General features: G+C 65.9%; 12 protein-coding genes. 6 read left to right on the top strand and 6 right to left on the bottom strand.

Annotated elements, in window-relative coordinates; genetic code table 11:
* The first annotated feature begins 7 nt into the window (after positions 1 to 7).
* From LK542_RS10270 to pulA, 3 genes are all read left to right on the top strand, one after another.
* The gene (locus LK542_RS10270; protein WP_227799121.1) at positions 8 to 1,018 is read left to right on the top strand and encodes an inorganic phosphate transporter; all 1,011 of its coding nucleotides are present in this window, start codon (positions 8 to 10) and stop codon (positions 1,016 to 1,018) included.
* 126 nt (positions 1,019 to 1,144) lie between these two features.
* Positions 1,145 to 3,847 (top strand): EAL domain-containing protein, encoded by a 2,703-nt coding sequence (locus LK542_RS10265; RefSeq protein ID WP_227811830.1) that lies wholly within the window; start codon positions 1,145 to 1,147, stop codon positions 3,845 to 3,847.
* Between the two features lie 180 nt (positions 3,848 to 4,027).
* Positions 4,028 to 7,102 (top strand): pullulanase-type alpha-1,6-glucosidase, encoded by a 3,075-nt coding sequence (pulA, locus tag LK542_RS10260; RefSeq protein WP_227811829.1) that lies wholly within the window; start codon positions 4,028 to 4,030, stop codon positions 7,100 to 7,102.
* 47 nt (positions 7,103 to 7,149) lie between these two features.
* Here the strand turns inward: pulA and LK542_RS10255 are convergent, their stop codons facing one another.
* The 6 genes from LK542_RS10255 to LK542_RS10230 all read right to left on the bottom strand — a co-directional run bounded on the left by LK542_RS10255 (position 7,150) and on the right by LK542_RS10230 (position 11,891).
* Entirely contained in the window at positions 7,150 to 7,392 is a 243-nt protein-coding gene (locus tag LK542_RS10255; RefSeq protein WP_227799118.1) for a hypothetical protein, read from the bottom strand.
* A 136-nt stretch (positions 7,393 to 7,528) separates the two neighbouring features.
* Positions 7,529 to 7,762, bottom strand: coding sequence for a hypothetical protein (locus LK542_RS10250; RefSeq protein WP_227811828.1), 234 nt, complete (start codon positions 7,760 to 7,762; stop codon positions 7,529 to 7,531).
* Positions 7,763 to 7,844: 82 nt separating this feature from the next.
* Positions 7,845 to 8,102: a hypothetical protein gene (locus LK542_RS10245; protein ID WP_227799116.1), complete on the bottom strand. Its 258-nt coding sequence runs from the start codon at positions 8,100 to 8,102 to the stop codon at positions 7,845 to 7,847.
* A gap of 245 nt (positions 8,103 to 8,347) precedes the next feature.
* On the bottom strand, positions 8,348 to 8,599 hold the full coding sequence (locus tag LK542_RS10240; protein WP_227799115.1) for a hypothetical protein: 252 nt from the start codon (positions 8,597 to 8,599) through the stop codon (positions 8,348 to 8,350).
* A gap of 38 nt (positions 8,600 to 8,637) precedes the next feature.
* Positions 8,638 to 10,995 (bottom strand): GspE/PulE family protein, encoded by a 2,358-nt coding sequence (locus LK542_RS10235; RefSeq protein ID WP_227811827.1) that lies wholly within the window; start codon positions 10,993 to 10,995, stop codon positions 8,638 to 8,640.
* Complete coding sequence (locus tag LK542_RS10230; RefSeq protein WP_227811826.1) at positions 10,995 to 11,891, bottom strand: MBL fold metallo-hydrolase; 897 nt, start codon at positions 11,889 to 11,891, stop codon at positions 10,995 to 10,997. Before LK542_RS10230 ends, LK542_RS10235 begins: the two co-directional genes overlap by 1 nt.
* Positions 11,892 to 12,122: 231 nt before the next feature.
* Between LK542_RS10230 and LK542_RS10225 the strand changes: the two genes are divergently transcribed.
* The 3 genes from LK542_RS10225 to LK542_RS10215 all read left to right on the top strand — a co-directional run bounded on the left by LK542_RS10225 (position 12,123) and on the right by LK542_RS10215 (position 17,810).
* Complete coding sequence (locus LK542_RS10225) at positions 12,123 to 13,742, top strand: HD family phosphohydrolase (protein ID WP_227811825.1); 1,620 nt, start codon at positions 12,123 to 12,125, stop codon at positions 13,740 to 13,742.
* Positions 13,743 to 13,757: 15 nt separating this feature from the next.
* Positions 13,758 to 16,025 carry a CHASE2 domain-containing protein gene (locus LK542_RS10220; protein ID WP_227811824.1) on the top strand — a complete coding sequence of 756 codons (2,268 nt, stop codon included), beginning with the start codon at positions 13,758 to 13,760 and terminating at the stop codon, positions 16,023 to 16,025.
* A 198-nt stretch (positions 16,026 to 16,223) separates the two neighbouring features.
* Complete coding sequence (locus LK542_RS10215; RefSeq protein WP_227811823.1) at positions 16,224 to 17,810, top strand: ShlB/FhaC/HecB family hemolysin secretion/activation protein; 1,587 nt, start codon at positions 16,224 to 16,226, stop codon at positions 17,808 to 17,810.
* The last annotated feature ends 124 nt before the right edge of the window (positions 17,811 to 17,934 follow it).

Below are 17,934 nucleotides of genomic sequence, written 5' to 3'. Positions count from 1 at the left end.
AACAATTATGGAAACTGTTAACATCAGCATTTACGTGCTGGGCATGCTGGTGCTGCTGGCGCTGGTCTTCGACTTCATGAACGGCTTCCACGACTCGGCGAACTCGATCGCCACCGTCGTGTCGACCGGCGTCCTGAAGCCGCACCATGCGGTGGCGATGGCGGCCTTCTTCAACTTCATCGCGATCTTCGTGGTCAACATGAAGGTGGCGCAGACCATCGGCAAGGGGACCATCGACCCGCACGTGGTCGACCACTACGTGATCTTCGGCGCGCTGGTCGGCGCGATCGCCTGGAACATCATCACCTGGTACTACGGCATCCCGTCCTCGTCCTCGCACGCGCTGATCGGCGGCCTGGTGGGCGCCGCGGTGGCCAAGGCGGGCACCGGCTCGCTGGTCGCCGGCGGCCTGCTCAAGACCGTCGCCTTCATCGTGGTGGCCCCGATGCTGGGCTTCATCCTCGGCTCGATCATCATGCTGATCGTCTCGTGGAGCTTCGTGAAGTCGACGCCGCGCAAGGTCGATACCTGGTTCCGCCGCCTGCAGCTGGCCTCGGCCGCCGCCTACTCGCTGGGCCACGGCGGCAACGACGCGCAGAAGACCATGGGCATCATCTGGATGCTGCTGATCGCCGCCGGCTACGTCAGCGCCAGCGATGCGCATCCGCCGGCCTGGGTCATCATCTCCTGCTACGCGGCGATCGCCTTCGGCACGCTGTTCGGCGGCTGGCGCATCGTCAAGACCATGGGCCAGAAGATCACCAAGCTCAAGCCGGTAGGCGGCTTCTGCGCCGAGACCGGTGGCGCCATGACGCTGCTGATGTCGAGCTACTTCGGCATCCCGGTGTCGACCACCCACACCATCACCGGCGCCATCGTCGGCGTCGGCGCCTCGCAGAAGATGTCGGCGGTGCGCTGGGGCGTGGCCGGCAACATCGTCTGGGCCTGGATCTTCACCATCCCGGCGTCGGCCTTCATGGCGGCTGTGGCCTGGTGGATCGGCACCCACATCATGTAGGCACAGCAGAGAAAGCAATGCTTCCACAAAACCCGGCGCTGCCGGGTTTTTTTTCGCCCGTCGTGTCCGGGTACCCGCAGCCCCCGCAGTTATACTGGACGGGCCGCTGCCCATCCGACCAGAGCCATGAACCCGCAAGCCGACAAGGCAATGCCCGCCGGAACCGCGACCGGACTCCGGGCCATCGACAGCCTGCGACCGCTGCTGGCCTTCCTGCGTCCGCGCATGACGCTGCTGCTGGTATGGCCAGCGCTCGCGCTGGCTGCCGCGGTCGCGCTGTGGAGCTATGTGCTGCTCGACCTCGGGCGCGAGCTGAGCGATCGCCGCACCGAACTGGCGCAACAGGTCGATGCCTATACGCGCAGCCTGGTGATCCGCACCGAACGCTCGATCGGCGACACCGATCGCCTGTTGCTGTTGTTGCGCCACAACTGGGCGGTATCGGCGCGGCGTGTCGACCTGTCGGGCACGCTCGAGGCAGGCATTTTCTCTAAACAATATATATCCGCCGTGGCCCTGGTCGACCGCGAGGGGAGCATCATGACCAGCACCCATCCGGGCGCCATCGGCCGCTACGTCGGCGACCGGGCCTACTTCCGCGCCCAGCAGGCAGCCGGCGCCGACCGGCTCTACGTGAGCCGGCCGCTGGTGGGAGACCTGTCGGGGCGCGAGGTGGTCGCCTTCTCGCGTCCGCTGTTGACGCCCGAGGGACGCTTCGACGGCATCGTGCTGGTGTCGGTCCTGCCGTCCTTCTTCACCCAGCACTACGCCGAGCCGATCCTGGGCGAGCATGGCTTCGTGGCCGTGGTGGTGGCGGACGGCGCGCTGGTCGCCAGCCGCAGCGGCGCCACGGTGCACAGCATGGGCGCACCATTCCTGCTGGCGCCGCTGCCCCTGGGTGTGCCCAGCGGCGTGGCCCAGCCGGACGGCGGGCTTCGCTTCGCCGACGGGCGTGCGCGCGTGGTCGGCTGGCGGCCGTTTTCGGAGCTGGGCCTGGTCGGCGTCGTCGGCGTCGACCAGTACACGGCGCTGGCGCCTTACCGCGCGCACCGCCAGGAGCAGCTGGCCGGGGCCTGGTGGAACACCGCCTGGCTGGCGCTGGCCGCGTTGCTGGCCAGCGCCGTCTTCGTGCACGCGAAGTGGCGCCGGCACCAGGTCGAGACCATCCGCGCCACCTACCGCCTGGCCACCGAGGATGCGGGCGAGGGTTTTTTCATCAACCGCCCGCTGCGCGACCTGCAGGGCGTGGTGCGCGATTTCCTGGTCGTCGACTGCAACCAGTTTGGCGCCGACATGTTCGGCAAGCAGCCCAGGGAACTGATCGGACACCGTCTCTCCGAGTTCTACCAGGGCGAGTTGTTCCGCGCCGCCTGCGCGCGCCTGTGCCAGGCGCTCGACACCGGCCTGTACGACCGCGAGCTCCCGGTGACGCCGTCGGCGGAGCAGCCGCTGAAGCCCCAGTGGATCCGCTACAAGGCGGTGCGCGCCGGCGATGACCTGGCGGTCACGATCCGCGACATCAGCGAGGGCAAGGCGCACCTGACCGAACTCGAGCGCCGCAGCAATTCGGACGAGCTGACCGGCCTGCCGAACCGCTACTGGATCCAGCAGTACCTGCCGCAGGCGATCGGCGCGGCGCGCGCGGACGGGCAGGGCCTGGCGGTACTGTTCATCGACCTGGACGGCTTCAAGACCGTCAACGATGCGCTCGGCCATGCGGCTGGCGACGAGCTGCTGCGCACCGTGGGCAAGCGCCTGCGGATCGCGGTGCGCCCGCGCGACCACGTGGTGCGCCTGGGTGGCGACGAATTCGTGGTGGTGCTCGAACAGGTCGCAAGCAGCACGGATGTCGAGCACGTGGCGGAGCGCATCCTCGGCGCCTTCCGCGACGGCTTCCACCTGCACCACGCGCTGCACGTCCTGAATGCCTCGATCGGGATCAGCCTGTTCCCGCAGCACGGCGACGACGCCCAGACCCTGCTGAAAAACGCCGACATCGCCATGTACTCGGTCAAGACCGAAGGCAAGGGCAAGTACCGCTTCTTCCACGAGAGCTTCTTCGAGGCGATCCGCACCCGTCTGGAAACCGAGGTCGAACTGCGCCATGCGCTCGACCGGCAGCAGTTCGTGCTGCACTACCAGCCGCGCGTGGACCTGGTGTCGGGCGCGCCGGCCAGCATGGAAGCGCTGGTGCGCTGGGAGCGCCCGGATCGCGGGCTGACCGGGCCGGACCGCTTCATTCCGCTGCTCGAGGAGACCGGCCTGATCGTCCGCCTGGGCGAGCAGGTGATCGACGGCGTCTGCCGCCAGCTGGCCCAGTGGAAGCGCGAGGGCGCGGCGCCGGTGCCGGTGTCGGTGAATGTCTCGCCGCGCCAGTTCAGCCAGTCGGACATCCTCGGCCTGTTCCGCGCGGCCGTGGCGCGCCACGGCATCGACCCAAGGCTGCTCGAGATCGAGGTGACCGAATCGTCGATGATGCAGGAAGGGATCGGCGAGTCGGCCGTGTTCCGCCAGCTGCGCGACATGGGGATCAAGCTGTGCATCGACGACTTCGGCACCGGCTACTCCTCGCTGTCGCAGCTGCAGAAGCTGCACTTCGACGTGCTCAAGATCGACCGCGCCTTCGTGCTGCGGATCGAGCATCCGGAAGGCGACACCCTGATCGCGTCGATGATCGCCATGGCGCATGCGCTGGGGATGCGGGTGGTGGCCGAGGGCATCGAGAGCCGGCGCCAGATGCAGCTGCTGCAGGCCCTTGGCTGCGACGAAGGGCAGGGCTACTTCTTCTCGCGTCCGGTGCCGGCCGAGAAGATCCATGCACGCGGATGACAGTTTTTTTTAGCGAACGCATTGTTAAATGTCAGTACGTTGGTAGTAATATTACATGGTAGCGCTCGCTACCGTGACCGCCTGCTCAGCTGTTGCCGGTGGTAACTACCAATGAAAACAATGACAAAGGGGACATCAATGCGCACCAGACGTAGTTTGACTTCACGGCTGCGGTTCGCCATGACCGCTTGCGGCCTGCTGGCGGCAGTCGCCGGCACCGGCCTGCCCGCAGCGGCCGCGTACGCCCAGCAGCCGGCCGCCACTGCCACCACTGCCGCCGCGCCGGTCGCGCCCGGCACCATCCGCATCCACTTCCGGCGCGTCCAGAACGACGCCGCCCAGTGGGGCGTGTATTCGTGGGACGGCCCGGCCAATCCGAGTTCCGCCTGGATCACCGACCGCTTCATGTTCACCCAGTCGGACAGCTTCGGCGGGTTCGTCGACATCCCGCTTGCCGCCGGCAAGACCGCGCTGTGGTTCCTCGTCACCGACGGCAGCGGCACCAAGAACTGCGGCACCGACCAGGGCGCGCCGCTCCCGAACGACGTGGCTAGCCGCGGCCACGAGATCTGGCTGCTGGAAGGCGACTGCACCGTCTACACGGCGCCGCCCGCACTCAGCTACGGCAGCCTGCTCAACGCCAGCGCCCACTGGCTGGCCGCGAACACCCTGGCCTGGCCCGGTGTGCCGGCCACCGGCAGCTACAAGCTGTATTACGCCGCCAATGGGGGGCTCGGTTCCGGCGCGGCGGGCGTGAGCGGCGCCGACGGCAGCATGAACCTGAGCCTGGCGCCGCTGCCCGAAGCGGTGCGCACGAAGTTCCCGCACCTGGCGAATGCTACCGGCCTGGCCCTGTCGAATGCGGATGCGGCGAAACTGGGCGCTTTGGCCAGCGCCCAGTTCGCGATCGCCCAGTTCGACGCCGCCGGCAAGCTGGTGCAGGTCACCTCGCTGCAGAACGCGGGCATGCTCGACGACGTGTTCGGGCAGCGCGCCGCGAACGCGAAGCTGGGGGTAAGCTTCAACGGCGCCGGCGTGCCGACCTTCCGGGTCTGGGCCCCGACCGCAAAGTCGGTGGCGCTCGACATCTATCCGGATGCGAACGCACCAAGCTCCGGTTCGGTGCCGATGCGCTTTGATGCCGCCACCGGCGTGTGGAGCTACACCGCGCCCAACGCGAACTGGACCAACCGCGCCTACTACACGTATACCGTGCAGGTGCTGTCGCGCTGGGCCAACAACAGCATCGTGACCAATACCGTCACCGACCCGTATTCGGTGAGCCTGAATGCCAACAGCGCCCGCTCCTTCGTGGCGGACCTCGACAGCGACGCGCTCAAGCCGCGCGGCTGGGACCAGCACCGCATCCCCAGACTCGAGCATGCGGGCGACATCGCGCTGTACGAGCTGCACATCCGCGACTTCAGCGCCAGCGACAACTCGGTGCCGGCGGCGCGGCGCGGCAAGTACCTGGCCTTCACCGAGCGCCAGTCGAACGGCATGCGCCACCTGAAGTCGCTGGCGAAAGCCGGACTGACCCACGTGCACCTGCTGCCGGCCTTCGACATCGCCAGCGTCAACGAGCTCGGATGCACCACGCCTGCGATCCCGGATGCGGGGCCGGCGTCGAGCGCCCAGCAGGCCGCGGTGGACGCGGTGCGCGACAGCGACTGCTTCAACTGGGGCTACGACCCGGTGCACTACAACGCGCCGGAAGGCAGCTATGCCTCCAACGCGAATGACGGCGCTGCCCGCATCCGCGAATTCCGCGCGATGGTGCAGGGCCTGCACGACACCGGCCTGCGGGTGGCGATGGACGTGGTCTACAACCACACCAGCAGCTCGCAGCAGGGGCCCCTGTCGGTGCTCGACAAGATCGTGCCGGCCTACTACTACCGCCTGAACGGCAATGGCGCCAACCTGAACGACAGCTGCTGCGCCGACACCGCGGCCGAACACACCATGATGGGCAAGCTGATGGTCGATTCGGTGGCGCTGTGGGCCAAGGCCTACCAGGTCGACAGCTTCCGCTTCGACATCATGTCCTTTGCCCCGCTCGAGCTGATGACGCGCCTGAAAACGGCCGTGAACCGTGCCGCCGGCCGCGAGATCTACCTGTACGGCGAAGGCTGGAACTTCGGCGCCGTCGGCAATGACCAGCGCTTCGTGCAGGCGCGCCAGGCCAACCTGTATGGCAGCGGCATCGGTTCCTTCAACGACCGCCTGCGCGATGCGGTGCGCGGCGGCGGCTGCTGCGACGGCGGCGAGAACTTGATTAGCCAGCAGGGCTTCATCAACGGCGTGTGGTATGACCCGAACGACCGGGCGCGCCAGTCGCGCGACGATGCGCTGCGCCTGGCCGACATGGTGCGCGTGGGCCTGTCCGGCACCCTGCGCGACTACCGCTTCGTCGACCGCTTCGGTTCGCTGCGCAGCAATGCCGACATCGACTACTTCGGCCAGCGCGCCGGCTACACCGCCAGCCCGCTCGAAGCGATCAATTACGTGGAGAAGCACGACAACCAGACCCTGTTCGACATCAACGCCTTCAGGCTGCCGCAATCGACCTCGCTGGCGGACCGCGTGCGGGTGCAGAACCTGGGCGCCGCCATCGTGCTGTTGTCGCAGGGCGTGCCCTTCATCCATGCCGGCCAGGAATTGCTGCGCTCGAAGTCGCTCGACCGCGACAGCTACAACGCGGGCGACTGGTTCAACCGCCTCGACTACAGCTATGCGGCGAACAACTTCGGTGTCGGCCTGCCGATGGCGGGCGTCAACCGCGACAACTGGGGCCTGATGACGCCGATCCTGGAAAACCCGCTGATCAAGCCTGATTCCGGCGCGATCCTGTCGGCCAGGTCGGCCTTCGAAGACCTGCTGGCGATCCGCATGGACAGCAGCCTGTTCCGCCTGCGCACGGCGAAAGACGTGATGGAGCGCCTGAAGTTCCACAACACGGGGCCGGACCAGGAGCCGGGGCTGATCGTGATGCGCATCGACGGCGACGAGCCGACCCGCTATCCTGGCGCGCAGTACCGCAGCGTGGTGGTGCTGTTCAACGTGGACAAGGAAGCGAAGACGATTGCGATCCCCGCACTCAAGGGGCTGAAGCTGAAGCTGCACAAGCTGCAGCGCAAGTCGGACGACCCGGTGGTGAAGAGCTCGAGCTATGGCGAGGCGAGCGGCAGTTTCACCATTCCCGCGCGCACGACGGCGGTGTTCGTCGAGAAGGGCAGCGGCCCTGACGACGACTGAGCGTAAAAAAAAGGCCAGGAATCCTGGCCTTTTTTGTTTGCCGGCGCTTATTGCTGGTTGGCCGGGATGACCGGGGCCGACCCGGCGTCCATGCGGGCGCTCTCCAGTTCGACCTTGCTCAGGGTGCTGACATTGCTCGTACCTTCGCCCTTCTTGCGCGGGATGTTGCTGCCGGTCGGGACGTAGCGACCGTCGTCGTTCTGGGCCACGTTCTCGCCGGTGGACGGGACATAGTAGGCGCAGCCGCCCAGCAGGGTGCAGGCCGCAGCGGCCATCAGGAACTTCTTCATCTAAAACGACTCCTTGTCAGAAAAGCGAACGTATTCGCCGCCACCGTACGGCAAAGTGCGCGGCGGAAATCAATTGCATCTTGGTATGCATGAGAAAGACGGTTCATTCACATCCAGGCTGCCTGTCTTGCTGCAATCAGTATTTCTTCAGGCCCGTGTTCATCATGATCCGGGCATTCTCCAGCTCGTTCATCTCGGCGGTACCGACCGCTGCAGCGCCAGTCCCCTTGCCCTTGGCGCGCGGGATCGCCGAACCGGTATGCGTGAAGCTGCTGTTCTGCGCCACTTGCTCGCCTGTCTTCGCCGCCGGATCGGTAGCGCAGCCGGAAAGCAGCACACATGCCAGGGCGGTCAGGATGATGGTTTTCATGTCGAGGTCTCCTCCATAAGCTTCGTTCAACTATGCAAACCGCAGCGTTGCGGATTCCGGAAACAGGCGTATCGAGACAGCGTCAGAGCGGTTTGCCGAGGCCGCCCAGGCCGCTGGACTGCATGGCGCGCGCGTTCTCGACGGCCGTCTTGTCGACTGCGGTGATCGGCGCGGCGCCCAGACCGGTGCCGTTCTTGCGCGGGATGAAAGTGCCGACCGGCGCATAGGCTTCTTCGCGGGCGACTTTCTCGCCCCTGGTCGTGGGCTCGGTAGCGGCGCAGCCCGCCAGGCTCGCGGCGAGCCCGAGCGCCAGGGCGGTAAACAGCGGTAGATGTTTCATCGACGTCTCCTGGTAATCGGGAGCGATGGACTGCCATCCTTTGCCCTCGAGTATGAGATATGCATGATTCGCCAGATCGGCAAATAATTACATTAACTATTCTAATGTCACTCGCCCGGCAAAAACCGCTTCAGCCTGTCCTGGGTGACGATTACCCGCGGTGGATAGTGCGGCACAGCGCCATCGAATGAAAAAGCCAGGAGTGCTTTATGCTCCTGGCCTTTATTGAACACTTGCAGCGTGGATCAGGCGCCCGGAGGCGCGCCGGCGACACCGTTCGATTGCATGGCGCGCGCATTTTCGACCTGGGTCTTGTCGACCGCGGTGACCGGCCCGGCACCGAGGCCGCTACCGTTCTTGCGCGGGATCATGGTGCCGACCGGGGCGTAGGATTCCTCGCGGGCGACTTTCTGGCCATTGGCCGGGGTATCGGTGGCGGCGCAGCCGGCCAGGCCGAAGGCGAGGGCGAGGGCGGCGGAAAGCGGCAGATATTTCATGAACTTCTCCTGTCTTGAATGGAAGGTTTGAAGGGGTACTACCTGATACAAACCGCCCTGACCATCTTGATATCGGTGAGGCCGGCAAACACTTTCTCGATCCCGTCCATCTTCAGGGTCAGCATGCCGTCGTCGAGCGCCGCGTCGAGCAGGCTTGACACCCGGCTGTGCTCGACGAGCAGGCGCTTGACGGCATCGCTGCCGAGCATCAGCTCGTGCAGGCCGATGCGGCCGCGGTAGCCCTTGTTGCAGTCGTCGCAGCCGACCGCGCGGTACAGGGTGAAGCGGCCATCGGCATCGCCGTGGCGCTGGCGCCAAGCATCGAGAATCCGGTTGCGCGCCGCCTCGGGATCAGCCTGGTGCGACGCGGTCCCGCGCAGGTCTTCGCAATACTCCGCCAGCAGTGCCTCCACTTCCGCAGGGTCCGGTGAGTAGGACTGGCGGCAGGTCGTGCACAGGCGGCGCGCGAGGCGCTGCGCGAGGATGCCCAGCAGGGCATCGGCAAAATTGAAGGGGTCCATCCCCATGTCGAGCAGGCGCACGATCGATTCGGGCGCGCTGTTGGTGTGCAGCGTGGCGAACACCAGGTGGCCGGTCAGCGAGGCTTCGATGCCGGTGCTGACGGTTTCCTTGTCGCGCATCTCGCCGACCATGATCACGTCCGGGTCGGCGCGCAGGAAAGCGCGCATGACGCTGGCGAAGTCCAGCCCCGCCTTGCGGTTGACCTGCACCTGGCGCAGGCCTTTCTGCGTGATCTCCACCGGGTCCTCGGCGGTCCAGATCTTGGTTTCCGGCGTGTTCAGGTGGTGCAGGATCGAATGCAGGGTGGTGGTCTTGCCCGAGCCGGTAGGGCCGCACACGAAGAACAGGCCATAGGGCTTTTCGATCGCCGGCAGCAGGCGCCCGAGGTTGTAGTCGCTCAGCCCGAGCTTGCTAAGGGGAATCGGTTCGCCAGCCTGCAGGATGCGCATCACCACGTCCTCGACGCCGCCGGCCGAGGGGATGGTCGCCACCCGCAGCTCGATGTCGAGCGGGCCGTACTTCCTGAAGCGGATCTTGCCGTCCTGCGGCTTCCTGCGCTCGGAGATGTCGAGGTCGCACATGATCTTGATGCGCGCCACCAGCGCATTGCGGTAGCTCGACGGAATTTCGATGTAGGGCACCAGCACACCGTCCTTGCGGAAGCGGATGCCGGTCTTGCCCTTGCCCGGCTGCGGCTCGATGTGGATGTCCGACACGCCCTGGCGGTAGGCGTCGACGATGACCTTGTTCAGCAGGCGCACCAGTTCGTTCTCGACCGCCTCCGAGATGTCCGCCGAGGACTCGTGGTCCTCGTCGTCTTCCAACCCCGACAGCAGCTCGCCCACGGTTTCGCTGCTGCTGCCGGTGCCGAAGAAGGCTTCCAGGGTCTGGCGGAATTCGGCGCGCGTGGTGACGCGCCAGCTGACCTTCGCTTTCGGGAACAGCTGGCCGACGATGCGGCTGGCCGCGGTGCGCTCCGGGTCCACTGCCAGCACCACCAGGCCGTTGGGGCCGTCCTCGAGCGGCAGCCAGCCGTTCTCCTCGACATACTGCGCCTTGAGGTTGCGCAGCAGGTCGACCGGCTTGACGCGCTCCGGCCGGAAGGGTTCGTAGGGCAGCTTGAACCAGACGGCCAGCGCCGCGCCGATGGCGGCTCGGCGCACGTGCAGCTCGCCTTCCAGCACGTCTTCGAGGTCGGCATCGCGCTCGCGCGCGCGGCGCCCGGCCTGCTCCAGTTCTTCCTGGCTCAGCAGGGCTTCCCGGACCAGCGCGTCGTATTTGCCGCGCATGCGCTGGGGAGCGAGGCGCTGGCTGAGCGCTACCGACAGGGTCTCTCCCAGCTGGCGCACCGCCTCCATCGCGCGCGCCGGGAAGGGACCGCCACCGCGGTGGTTGATGAACTGGACCACGCCCAGCAGCTCTCCAAGAGCGTCCTGCAGGGGCGCGACCAGCATCTCGCGGGTGCGGTAGCCGGTGCGCTGGTCGACGCCGCGCTGGAACTGCAGCGCGGGCGATATCCGCCGCAGTTCGGCCTCGTCGTAGACGTCGGCGATCGCGACCGCCTGGCGGGTCTGGGCCACATAGCCGGCGATCGACGCCGGGCCGAGCGGCAGGCGCAGCTCGCGCACGGTGGTCAGGCCGGTCTTGACCCGCGAGACGATGTGTTCCTTGTCGGGCGCCATCGCGTACAGGGTGAAGCGGTCGCAGTCAAGCAGGTCGCAGAAATCCAGCCCGAGGTCGAGCATGATCTCTTCGACCCGGGCGGTGGCGTGGATACGGTTGGTGATCGCCTGCAGCTTGCGGAGGAAGACCAGCTGGCCGGCTGTGTCGTCCTGCGCGCGTGCGGGAGCGGGACCACCCATGGCCTCGTTCATCAGAGCGCCACCTCCAGGCCTTCGAAGGCCAGGTGGACCTCGAGCGATCCGAGGCGGTCGCGGTAGCGCGCGGTGACCGCGGCAAAGGCGGCTTCGAGCTCGTCGTCGCTGCGGGTCGGTTCGTGGTGGGTGCAGTACAGGGCGCGCGCGCCGACGCGCAGCGCCATCTCGATGGCGGCGTCGAAGGTGCCGTGGCCCCAGCCGGCCTTGGCTGGGTATTCCTCGCGGGTGTAGGAGCAGTCGACGATCAGGGCGTCCACGCCTTCCATCGCGGCGTCGATGGCGCGCTGGCGCTCGTGCAGGTGCTGTTCGAAGGCGTCGAAGGCCGAGTCGCCCGGTGGATAGGGGTTGTGCCAGGGCTCGTGGTCGCCGGTGAAGAACAGCGAACGGCCATTGCAGGCGATGCGGTAGCCGAGGTTGGTGACCGGGTGGTTCATCAGGACGTTGCCCACCACCGCATCGCCCACTTCGATCGGCGCGCCGATGTCGAGGGTGCGGTATTCGATGGTGGCGCCCATCTGCGTTTCGCTGACCGGGAAGTAGCTGTTCTGCAGCTGCACGCCCATCACGTGCTCGATGCCGCTGCGGGTGACCGGGTCATAGGCGCCGTGCAGGCGCACGCGGCTGCCCTTGATGAACAGGGGCGTGAAGAAGGGCAGGCCGTGGATATGGTCCCAGTGGCTGTGGGTGATGAAGATGTTGGCCTGGATGGGCGGACGCGGCGGCGAGGCGAGCAGGTGCTGCGCCAGCGGGAACAGGCCGGTTCCGCCGTCGAGGATGATCAGGGTGCCGTCGTCGCTGCGAACTTCGATGCAGGTGGTGTTGCCGCCGTAGCGCGCGGTACGAGGACCTGGGGACGGTATCGAACCTCGCACCCCCCAGAAGCGGAATTTCATTGGTACTCCCAGCCGGACTATCTGTCTTTGTTATTTTGGAACATCGATCATGATAGCGGCATTGTCCTGAAAAGCGTCCCAAAATTGTAATTTTTCGACACTTCCACCCACGTCCCATATACACCAGGTCGTAACAAAGCTAAACTTTCGGAAATTACCAACTGGCAAATAAGTTTCCGTGTGCATATGCTCTAGCCTCATGCATACGGCGTCCCTCCCGGCCGAACCATCATGCAAGAGCTGAATCCCACACAAATCGCGCAACGCCTGCACCAGCTTACGGAAGTCAGCGTGGCGCTGGGAGACACGCACGATACCGCCGCGCTGCTCGACCGCATCCTGCGCGTGGCCAAGCACATGACCGACGCCGACGGCGGCACCCTGTACCGCCCGAGCGAGGACCGCAAGAGCCTGTGCTTCCACATCTCGATCAACGACACCCTCGACATCTACCAGGGTGGCGTCAGCGGCAAGCCGATCGACATCGCGCCGGTGCCGCTCTACGACAACTACGGCAACAAGAACATCGCGTCGGTGGCGGCCTATGCGGCCAACTTCAACCAGTCGGTGAACATCGAAGACGTCTACAAGGCCGACGTCTTCAACTTCTCGGGCATGCGCTCCTTCGACACCGCCTTCGGCTACCACTCGCAGTCGATCCTCACGGTACCGATGACCGACCACGAGGGCGAACTGGTGGGCGTGCTCCAGCTGGTCAACGCCAAGAATCCCGAGACCGGCGAGATCTGCGTGTTCACCCAGACCGACCAGCGCTTCATCGAAGCCCTGGCGGCGCAGGCGGCGGTGGCGCTGACCAACCAGCTCCTGATCCAGCAGCTCGAGAACCTGCTGGAAGCGCTGGTCAACCTGATCAACATCGGCATCGACGAAAAGTCGCCCTACACCGGCCGCCACTGCCAGTTCGTGCCCGAGCTGACCATGATGCTGGCCGAGGCGGTGCACGCCACCCCCCACGGCCCGCTGGCCGGGTTCCGCATGACCGACGCCGACCGCAAGGAATTGTGGCTGGCCGGCCTGCTGCACGACTGCGGCAAGATCACCACGCCCGTGCACGTGGTCGACAAGTCGACCAAGCTGGAAACCATTTTTGATCGCATCCACCTGGTGGACACGCGCTTCGAGGTGCTGCTGCGCGACTGCGAAATCCGCGCGCTGCGCGCGAGAATCGAGCCGGGCGCGAATGCGGAGGCGATCGAGGACCGCCTGCAGTCGGAACAGGCGCGTATCAAGGCCGACCGCGACTTCCTGCGCCACGCCAACGTCGGCGGCGAAGGCATGTCGGCCGAAGACCAGGAGCGCGTGCGCCGCATCGCCGCGTACCGCTGGACCGGGCCGGATGGACGGGAAGAGGCCTTCCTGTCGGACGACGAAGTGCGCAACCTGACCGTGCGCTTCGGCACCCTGACCGACGACGAGCGCAAGATCATCAACAACCACATCGACGTCACCGTGCGCATGCTGGAGTCGCTGCCGTGGCCGAAGCACCTGAAGAACGTGCCGGAATACGCGGGCGGCCACCACGAGCGCATGGACGGCAAGGGCTATCCGAAAGGCCTGACGAAGGAACAGATGTCGGTGCCGGCGCGCATCATGGCGATCGCCGACATCTTCGAGGCGCTGACCGCCTGCGACCGCCCCTACAAGAAGGGCAAGAAGCTGTCCGAGTCGCTGCACATCCTCGGCAAGTTCGCGCTCAACGGCCACATCGATCCGGACCTGTTCGACATTTTCGTGCGCAACCGCGTCTACCTGCAGTTCGCGCACAAGAACATGGACGCGCACCAGATCGACGAGATCGACGAGTCGCAGATCCCGGGTTACCGGCCCTAGGTTCCCGCAGTTGCGATGAAACGTCTTCGCCAGGCTTTTTCCCGGTATGGGGCGCGCTGGGCGCTCGGGCTACTGCTGACGCTTGCCGCCGTGTTGTACGTCCGCGGCGACTGGACCAGCCATACCATCGAGCGACAGGACACCATCATCGCGGACATGCGCATGCGCCTCGAGCCTTTCGAGCTCGAGCCCGGCATCGTGATTGTCGACATCGACAGCAAGAGCCTGACCGAAGTGGGACGCTTTCCGTGGAGCCGCAACGTGCTGGCCAAGCTGGTCGACCAGTTGACGCGCCATTACGAGGTGGGCGTGGTCGGTTTCGACATTTCGTTCCCGGAGCCGGATACCAGCTCAGGCTATGAGGTGCTGGAACGCCTGGCCGGAACGGAGCTGAAAGAAGTGCCTGCGCTGCATGACCAGCTCGCGCGACTCAAGCCGGCGCTGGACTATGACGGCATGTTTGCGGCGTCCATGAAAGGGCGGCCGGTGGTGCTCGGCTTCAACCTGTCGGGCAGCCAGACCAAAGGCGTGCTGCCCGCACCGTATTTCGATACCGATTTCCTGAACGGCCGCGAAGCCTATGCGCATAGCGGCGAAGGCTACGAGGCCAACATCGCGCGCCTCCAGCAGGCCGCGGCCGGCGCCGGCGTGTTCACGGCCGTGATGGATGCGGATGGTCTGGTGCGCTCGTCGCCGGTGCTCTTCCGCATCGGGGACAGCTACTATCCATCGCTTTCATTGGCCACGATGGCGGCCTTCCTCGACGCCCGGGCGGTCAAGCCGGTCCTCGACACGAACAAGGACGAGATGTCCCAGTCCCAGCGCGACGCCTCCGACTTCGACACGATTCAGCTGTTCACCAGCAAGGCCGGGGTAGTCCGCTTCCCGGTGGGCTACCGAATGACGTCCACCGTCCAGTTTCGCGGTAGTGGCGGGCCGGAGGGCGGAGCCTTTCGCTATGTCTCGGCCAGTGATGTCCTGAAGGGCAAGGTGCCGAAGGAGGTGCTCGAGGGCACGATTGTGCTGGTCGGTACCACGGCGCCGGGATTGCTGGACTTGCGCGCGACGCCGGTGAACGCCGAGTATCCCGGGGTCGAGATCCACGCCAACATGATCAAGTCGATGATCGACGGGCGCTTCAAGGTCCGTCCAGGGGTTGCCGAGGCCCTCGAGGCCTGCCTGGTGGTCGCCGTGGGACTGGTGCTGACCTTCACCTTGCCGGCCCTGGCCCCCGCCTGGTCGGTGCTGCTCGCATCCGGCGTCTTCGTCGCCACCGGCTGGCTGAACTGGTACGCGTACACGGAACACGACCTGGTCCTGAACGTCTTCATCTGCCTGCTCCTGGTCGCGTCCCTGTTCGTGCTGAACCTCGCCTGGGGCTACTTCTTCGAGTTCCGCAAGGGCAGGGCGCTGGTCACCCGCTTCGGCGAATACGTGGCGCCCGAGCTGGTCGAAAAGATGGCCGAGGACCCGCAAGCCTACAACATGGATGGCGAGAGCCGCGAGCTGACCGTCATGTTCGTCGACGTGCGCGGATTCACCACCATCTCCGAGGGCCTCTCGCCGAAGGAGCTGCGCGAGTACATCAACCTGTATCTCACCGCGATGTCCGAGGACATCCGTTCCAGCCACCAGGGCACGCTCGACAAGTACATCGGCGACGCCGTGATGGCCTTCTGGGGCGCGCCCGTCAGCTTCCCCGACCACGCCAGCCGCGCGGTGGCGACCTCGCTCCTGATGCAGGAGAGCGCGGCGCGCCTGAACCGCGACTTCCTGGCGCGCGGCTGGCCGGAGCTCAGGATCGGCATCGGCCTGAACTCGGGCCTGATGCACGTCGGCGACATGGGCTCGAAAATCCGCCGGGCCTATACCGTGATGGGCGACGCCGTGAACCTCGGCTCGCGCCTGGAAGGCATCACCAAGGTCTACGGCGTCGGCATCGCGGTCGGGGTGGCGACGCGCCTGGCCGCGCCGGAATTCGTCTACCGCGAACTCGACCTGGTGCGGGTGAAGGGCAAGAACGAGCCGGTCGCGATCTTCGAGCCGCTCGGCAAACCCGGCGAGCTGGCGCCCGCCGTCATTGAGGAGCTGGGGCAGTGGGATGCGGCGCTGGCCCTGGTGCGTTCCCAACAGTGGGACGCGGCGCAGCAGGCCATCGAAGCGCTGGCCGCGGCCAATCCGGAGCGCGGCCTGTACGCCCTCTACCTGGAGCGCATCGCCCATTACCGCAGCCATCCGCCAGGCCTGGACTGGGATGGCGTAACCACCTTCGACACCAAGTAAATCCTATGCAGGATGGCTGTGTCGTTCAAACAACGGAATAGGCCGGGCATTCCCCCTTCCCATGGGGGAAGTTCTCCCTCTCGCCGCAATTTTTCTCCACTGCAACAAAAAGCTCGATAAACTGCCCGTCGAGCATGGTCTTCCTCTACAGATTCATAAGACAACCTTATAAAAACAACAATTTTTAAAGCAAATCCGATGAAACAACGCTTTGCGCGCCTGCTTGCAGGCTCAGTGCTTGCCATGGCCGTCAGCAGTGCCTGGGCCCAGGACGACATCGTCCGCTTCGAGGTCACGCGCTTCGACGTGACCGGGAACACACTGCTGTCCGCCGCCGAAGTCGATGCGGCGGTCGCGCCGTTTACCGGCAAGAACCGCGACTTCGGCGACGTCCAACGCGCCCTGGAGGCGCTCGAGGCGCTGTACCATGCACGCGGCTACAACGTGGTGACGGTGCAGCTGCCCGAGCAGGAGCTCAACGGCGGCGTGGTGCGCCTGAACGTCCAGCAGACGAAAATTGGCAAGGTCACGGTCGCAGGCAACCGCGCCTTCAGCGTCGAGAACATCCGCCGCAGCCTGCCGGCCCTGCGTGAAGGCGAAACGCCGAACCTGACCCGCGTGTCGGCCAACCTGAAGCTGGCCAACGAGAACCCCGCGAAGAAGGTCAAGCTAAGCCTGGGCAGCGGTGAGCGCGATGAGACGGTCGATGCGCGCATCGAGGTGGTCGACGAGTCCCCGTGGTCGGTGATGGCCAACTTCGACAACACCGGCACCCACGATACCGGCCGCACCCACGCCGGCGTGGTGCTGCAGCATGCGAACCTGGGGGGACGCGATCACGTCGCCAGCCTGCAATACACCACCACCGTGGAAGAGCCGTCCCAGGTCGCGGTGTGGGGCCTGGGCTACCACGTGCCGCTGTATGCGCAGGGCGCGGCGCTCGACCTGTACGCCAGCTATTCCGACGTCGACACCGGCGTGGTCAGCGCCGGCCTGTTCGACCTTGCCGTCAGCGGCCGCGGCGCCGTTTACGGCGCGCGCTACACCAAAGTGCTGGCCAAGCGCAGCCTGGGTGGACGCGAGCTGGAAGGCCGCTTCATCGCCGGCCTGGAAGTCAAGGCCTACAAGAACAGCGTGCTGTTCTTCAACCAGGACTTCGGCAACGACGTCACGGTACGCCCGCTGAGCATCGGCTACCAGGGCCGCGTGGCGCTCGATAACGGCGAAGCCAACTTCGCGCTCAGCGTGCTGCGCAACATCCCGGGCGGATCGCGCGGTTCGCAGGAAGACTTCACGGCCGCGCGCGCCGGCGCCAAGGCCGGCTACAGCGCGCTGCGCCTGGCCGCCGCCTGGAGCCGCGCGCTCGGCTCGAGCGACTGGCTGACGCGCGTGCTGGCCAACGGCCAGTATTCGCCGGACGCCCTGGTGCCGGGCGAGCAGTTCGGCGCCGGCGGCTCGACCAGCGTGCGCGGCTTCGACGAACGCGCCCTGGCGGCCGATTCCGGCCTGGGCCTGAACCTGGAAGCCTACACCCCGAACTTCTGCACCAGGAGCGGCTGGCAATGCCGCCTGCTGGGCTTCTACGACACGGCCTACGGCAAGCGCAACAAGGCGCTGCCGGGTGAACTGCGCAGCACCACGATCGCCGGCGCCGGCGTCGGCCTGCGCTTCTCGGTGGGCAGTAGCCTGAACCTGCAAGTCGATTACGGCAAGGTAGTGAAAGAAGGCGCCCTGAACGGCGCCGACAAGGACAGGCTGCACGTGCGCGTCGGCCTGGCCTACTAGGAGAGAATAGATGAGAAACGGCTTGATTCGTTTATCCAGGGCGGCGCTGTGCGTCGCTGCCTGCTTTAGAGCGCCTAACAATTCCCCCGATGGCTGCGTTGCATCGTCTCGCCGTACTAGCGTA

Origin of the sequence: Massilia sp. IC2-477 (genome assembly GCF_020707265.1) — a bacterium.
Taxonomy (GTDB): domain Bacteria; phylum Pseudomonadota; class Gammaproteobacteria; order Burkholderiales; family Burkholderiaceae_D; genus Telluria.
Note: the sequence above shows the minus strand (reverse complement) of the source record. Positions and strands in the feature narration are given on the sequence as shown.

Coding starts and splice junctions, on each gene's coding strand:
- LK542_RS10240 (WP_227799115.1), bottom strand. CDS start 8,599: ATGAAATATCTGCCGCTTTCCGCCGCCCTCGCCCTCGCCTTCGGCCTG.
- LK542_RS10245 (WP_227799116.1), bottom strand. CDS start 8,102: ATGAAACATCTACCGCTGTTTACCGCCCTGGCGCTCGGGCTCGCCGCG.
- LK542_RS10225 (WP_227811825.1), top strand. CDS start 12,123: ATGCAAGAGCTGAATCCCACACAAATCGCGCAACGCCTGCACCAGCTT.
- pulA (WP_227811829.1), top strand. CDS start 4,028: ATGACCGCTTGCGGCCTGCTGGCGGCAGTCGCCGGCACCGGCCTGCCC.
- LK542_RS10230 (WP_227811826.1), bottom strand. CDS start 11,891: ATGAAATTCCGCTTCTGGGGGGTGCGAGGTTCGATACCGTCCCCAGGT.
- LK542_RS10235 (WP_227811827.1), bottom strand. CDS start 10,995: ATGAACGAGGCCATGGGTGGTCCCGCTCCCGCACGCGCGCAGGACGAC.
- LK542_RS10220 (WP_227811824.1), top strand. CDS start 13,758: ATGAAACGTCTTCGCCAGGCTTTTTCCCGGTATGGGGCGCGCTGGGCG.
- LK542_RS10250 (WP_227811828.1), bottom strand. CDS start 7,762: ATGAAAACCATCATCCTGACCGCCCTGGCATGTGTGCTGCTTTCCGGC.
- LK542_RS10265 (WP_227811830.1), top strand. CDS start 1,145: ATGAACCCGCAAGCCGACAAGGCAATGCCCGCCGGAACCGCGACCGGA.
- LK542_RS10215 (WP_227811823.1), top strand. CDS start 16,224: ATGAAACAACGCTTTGCGCGCCTGCTTGCAGGCTCAGTGCTTGCCATG.
- LK542_RS10270 (WP_227799121.1), top strand. CDS start 8: ATGGAAACTGTTAACATCAGCATTTACGTGCTGGGCATGCTGGTGCTG.
- LK542_RS10255 (WP_227799118.1), bottom strand. CDS start 7,392: ATGAAGAAGTTCCTGATGGCCGCTGCGGCCTGCACCCTGCTGGGCGGC.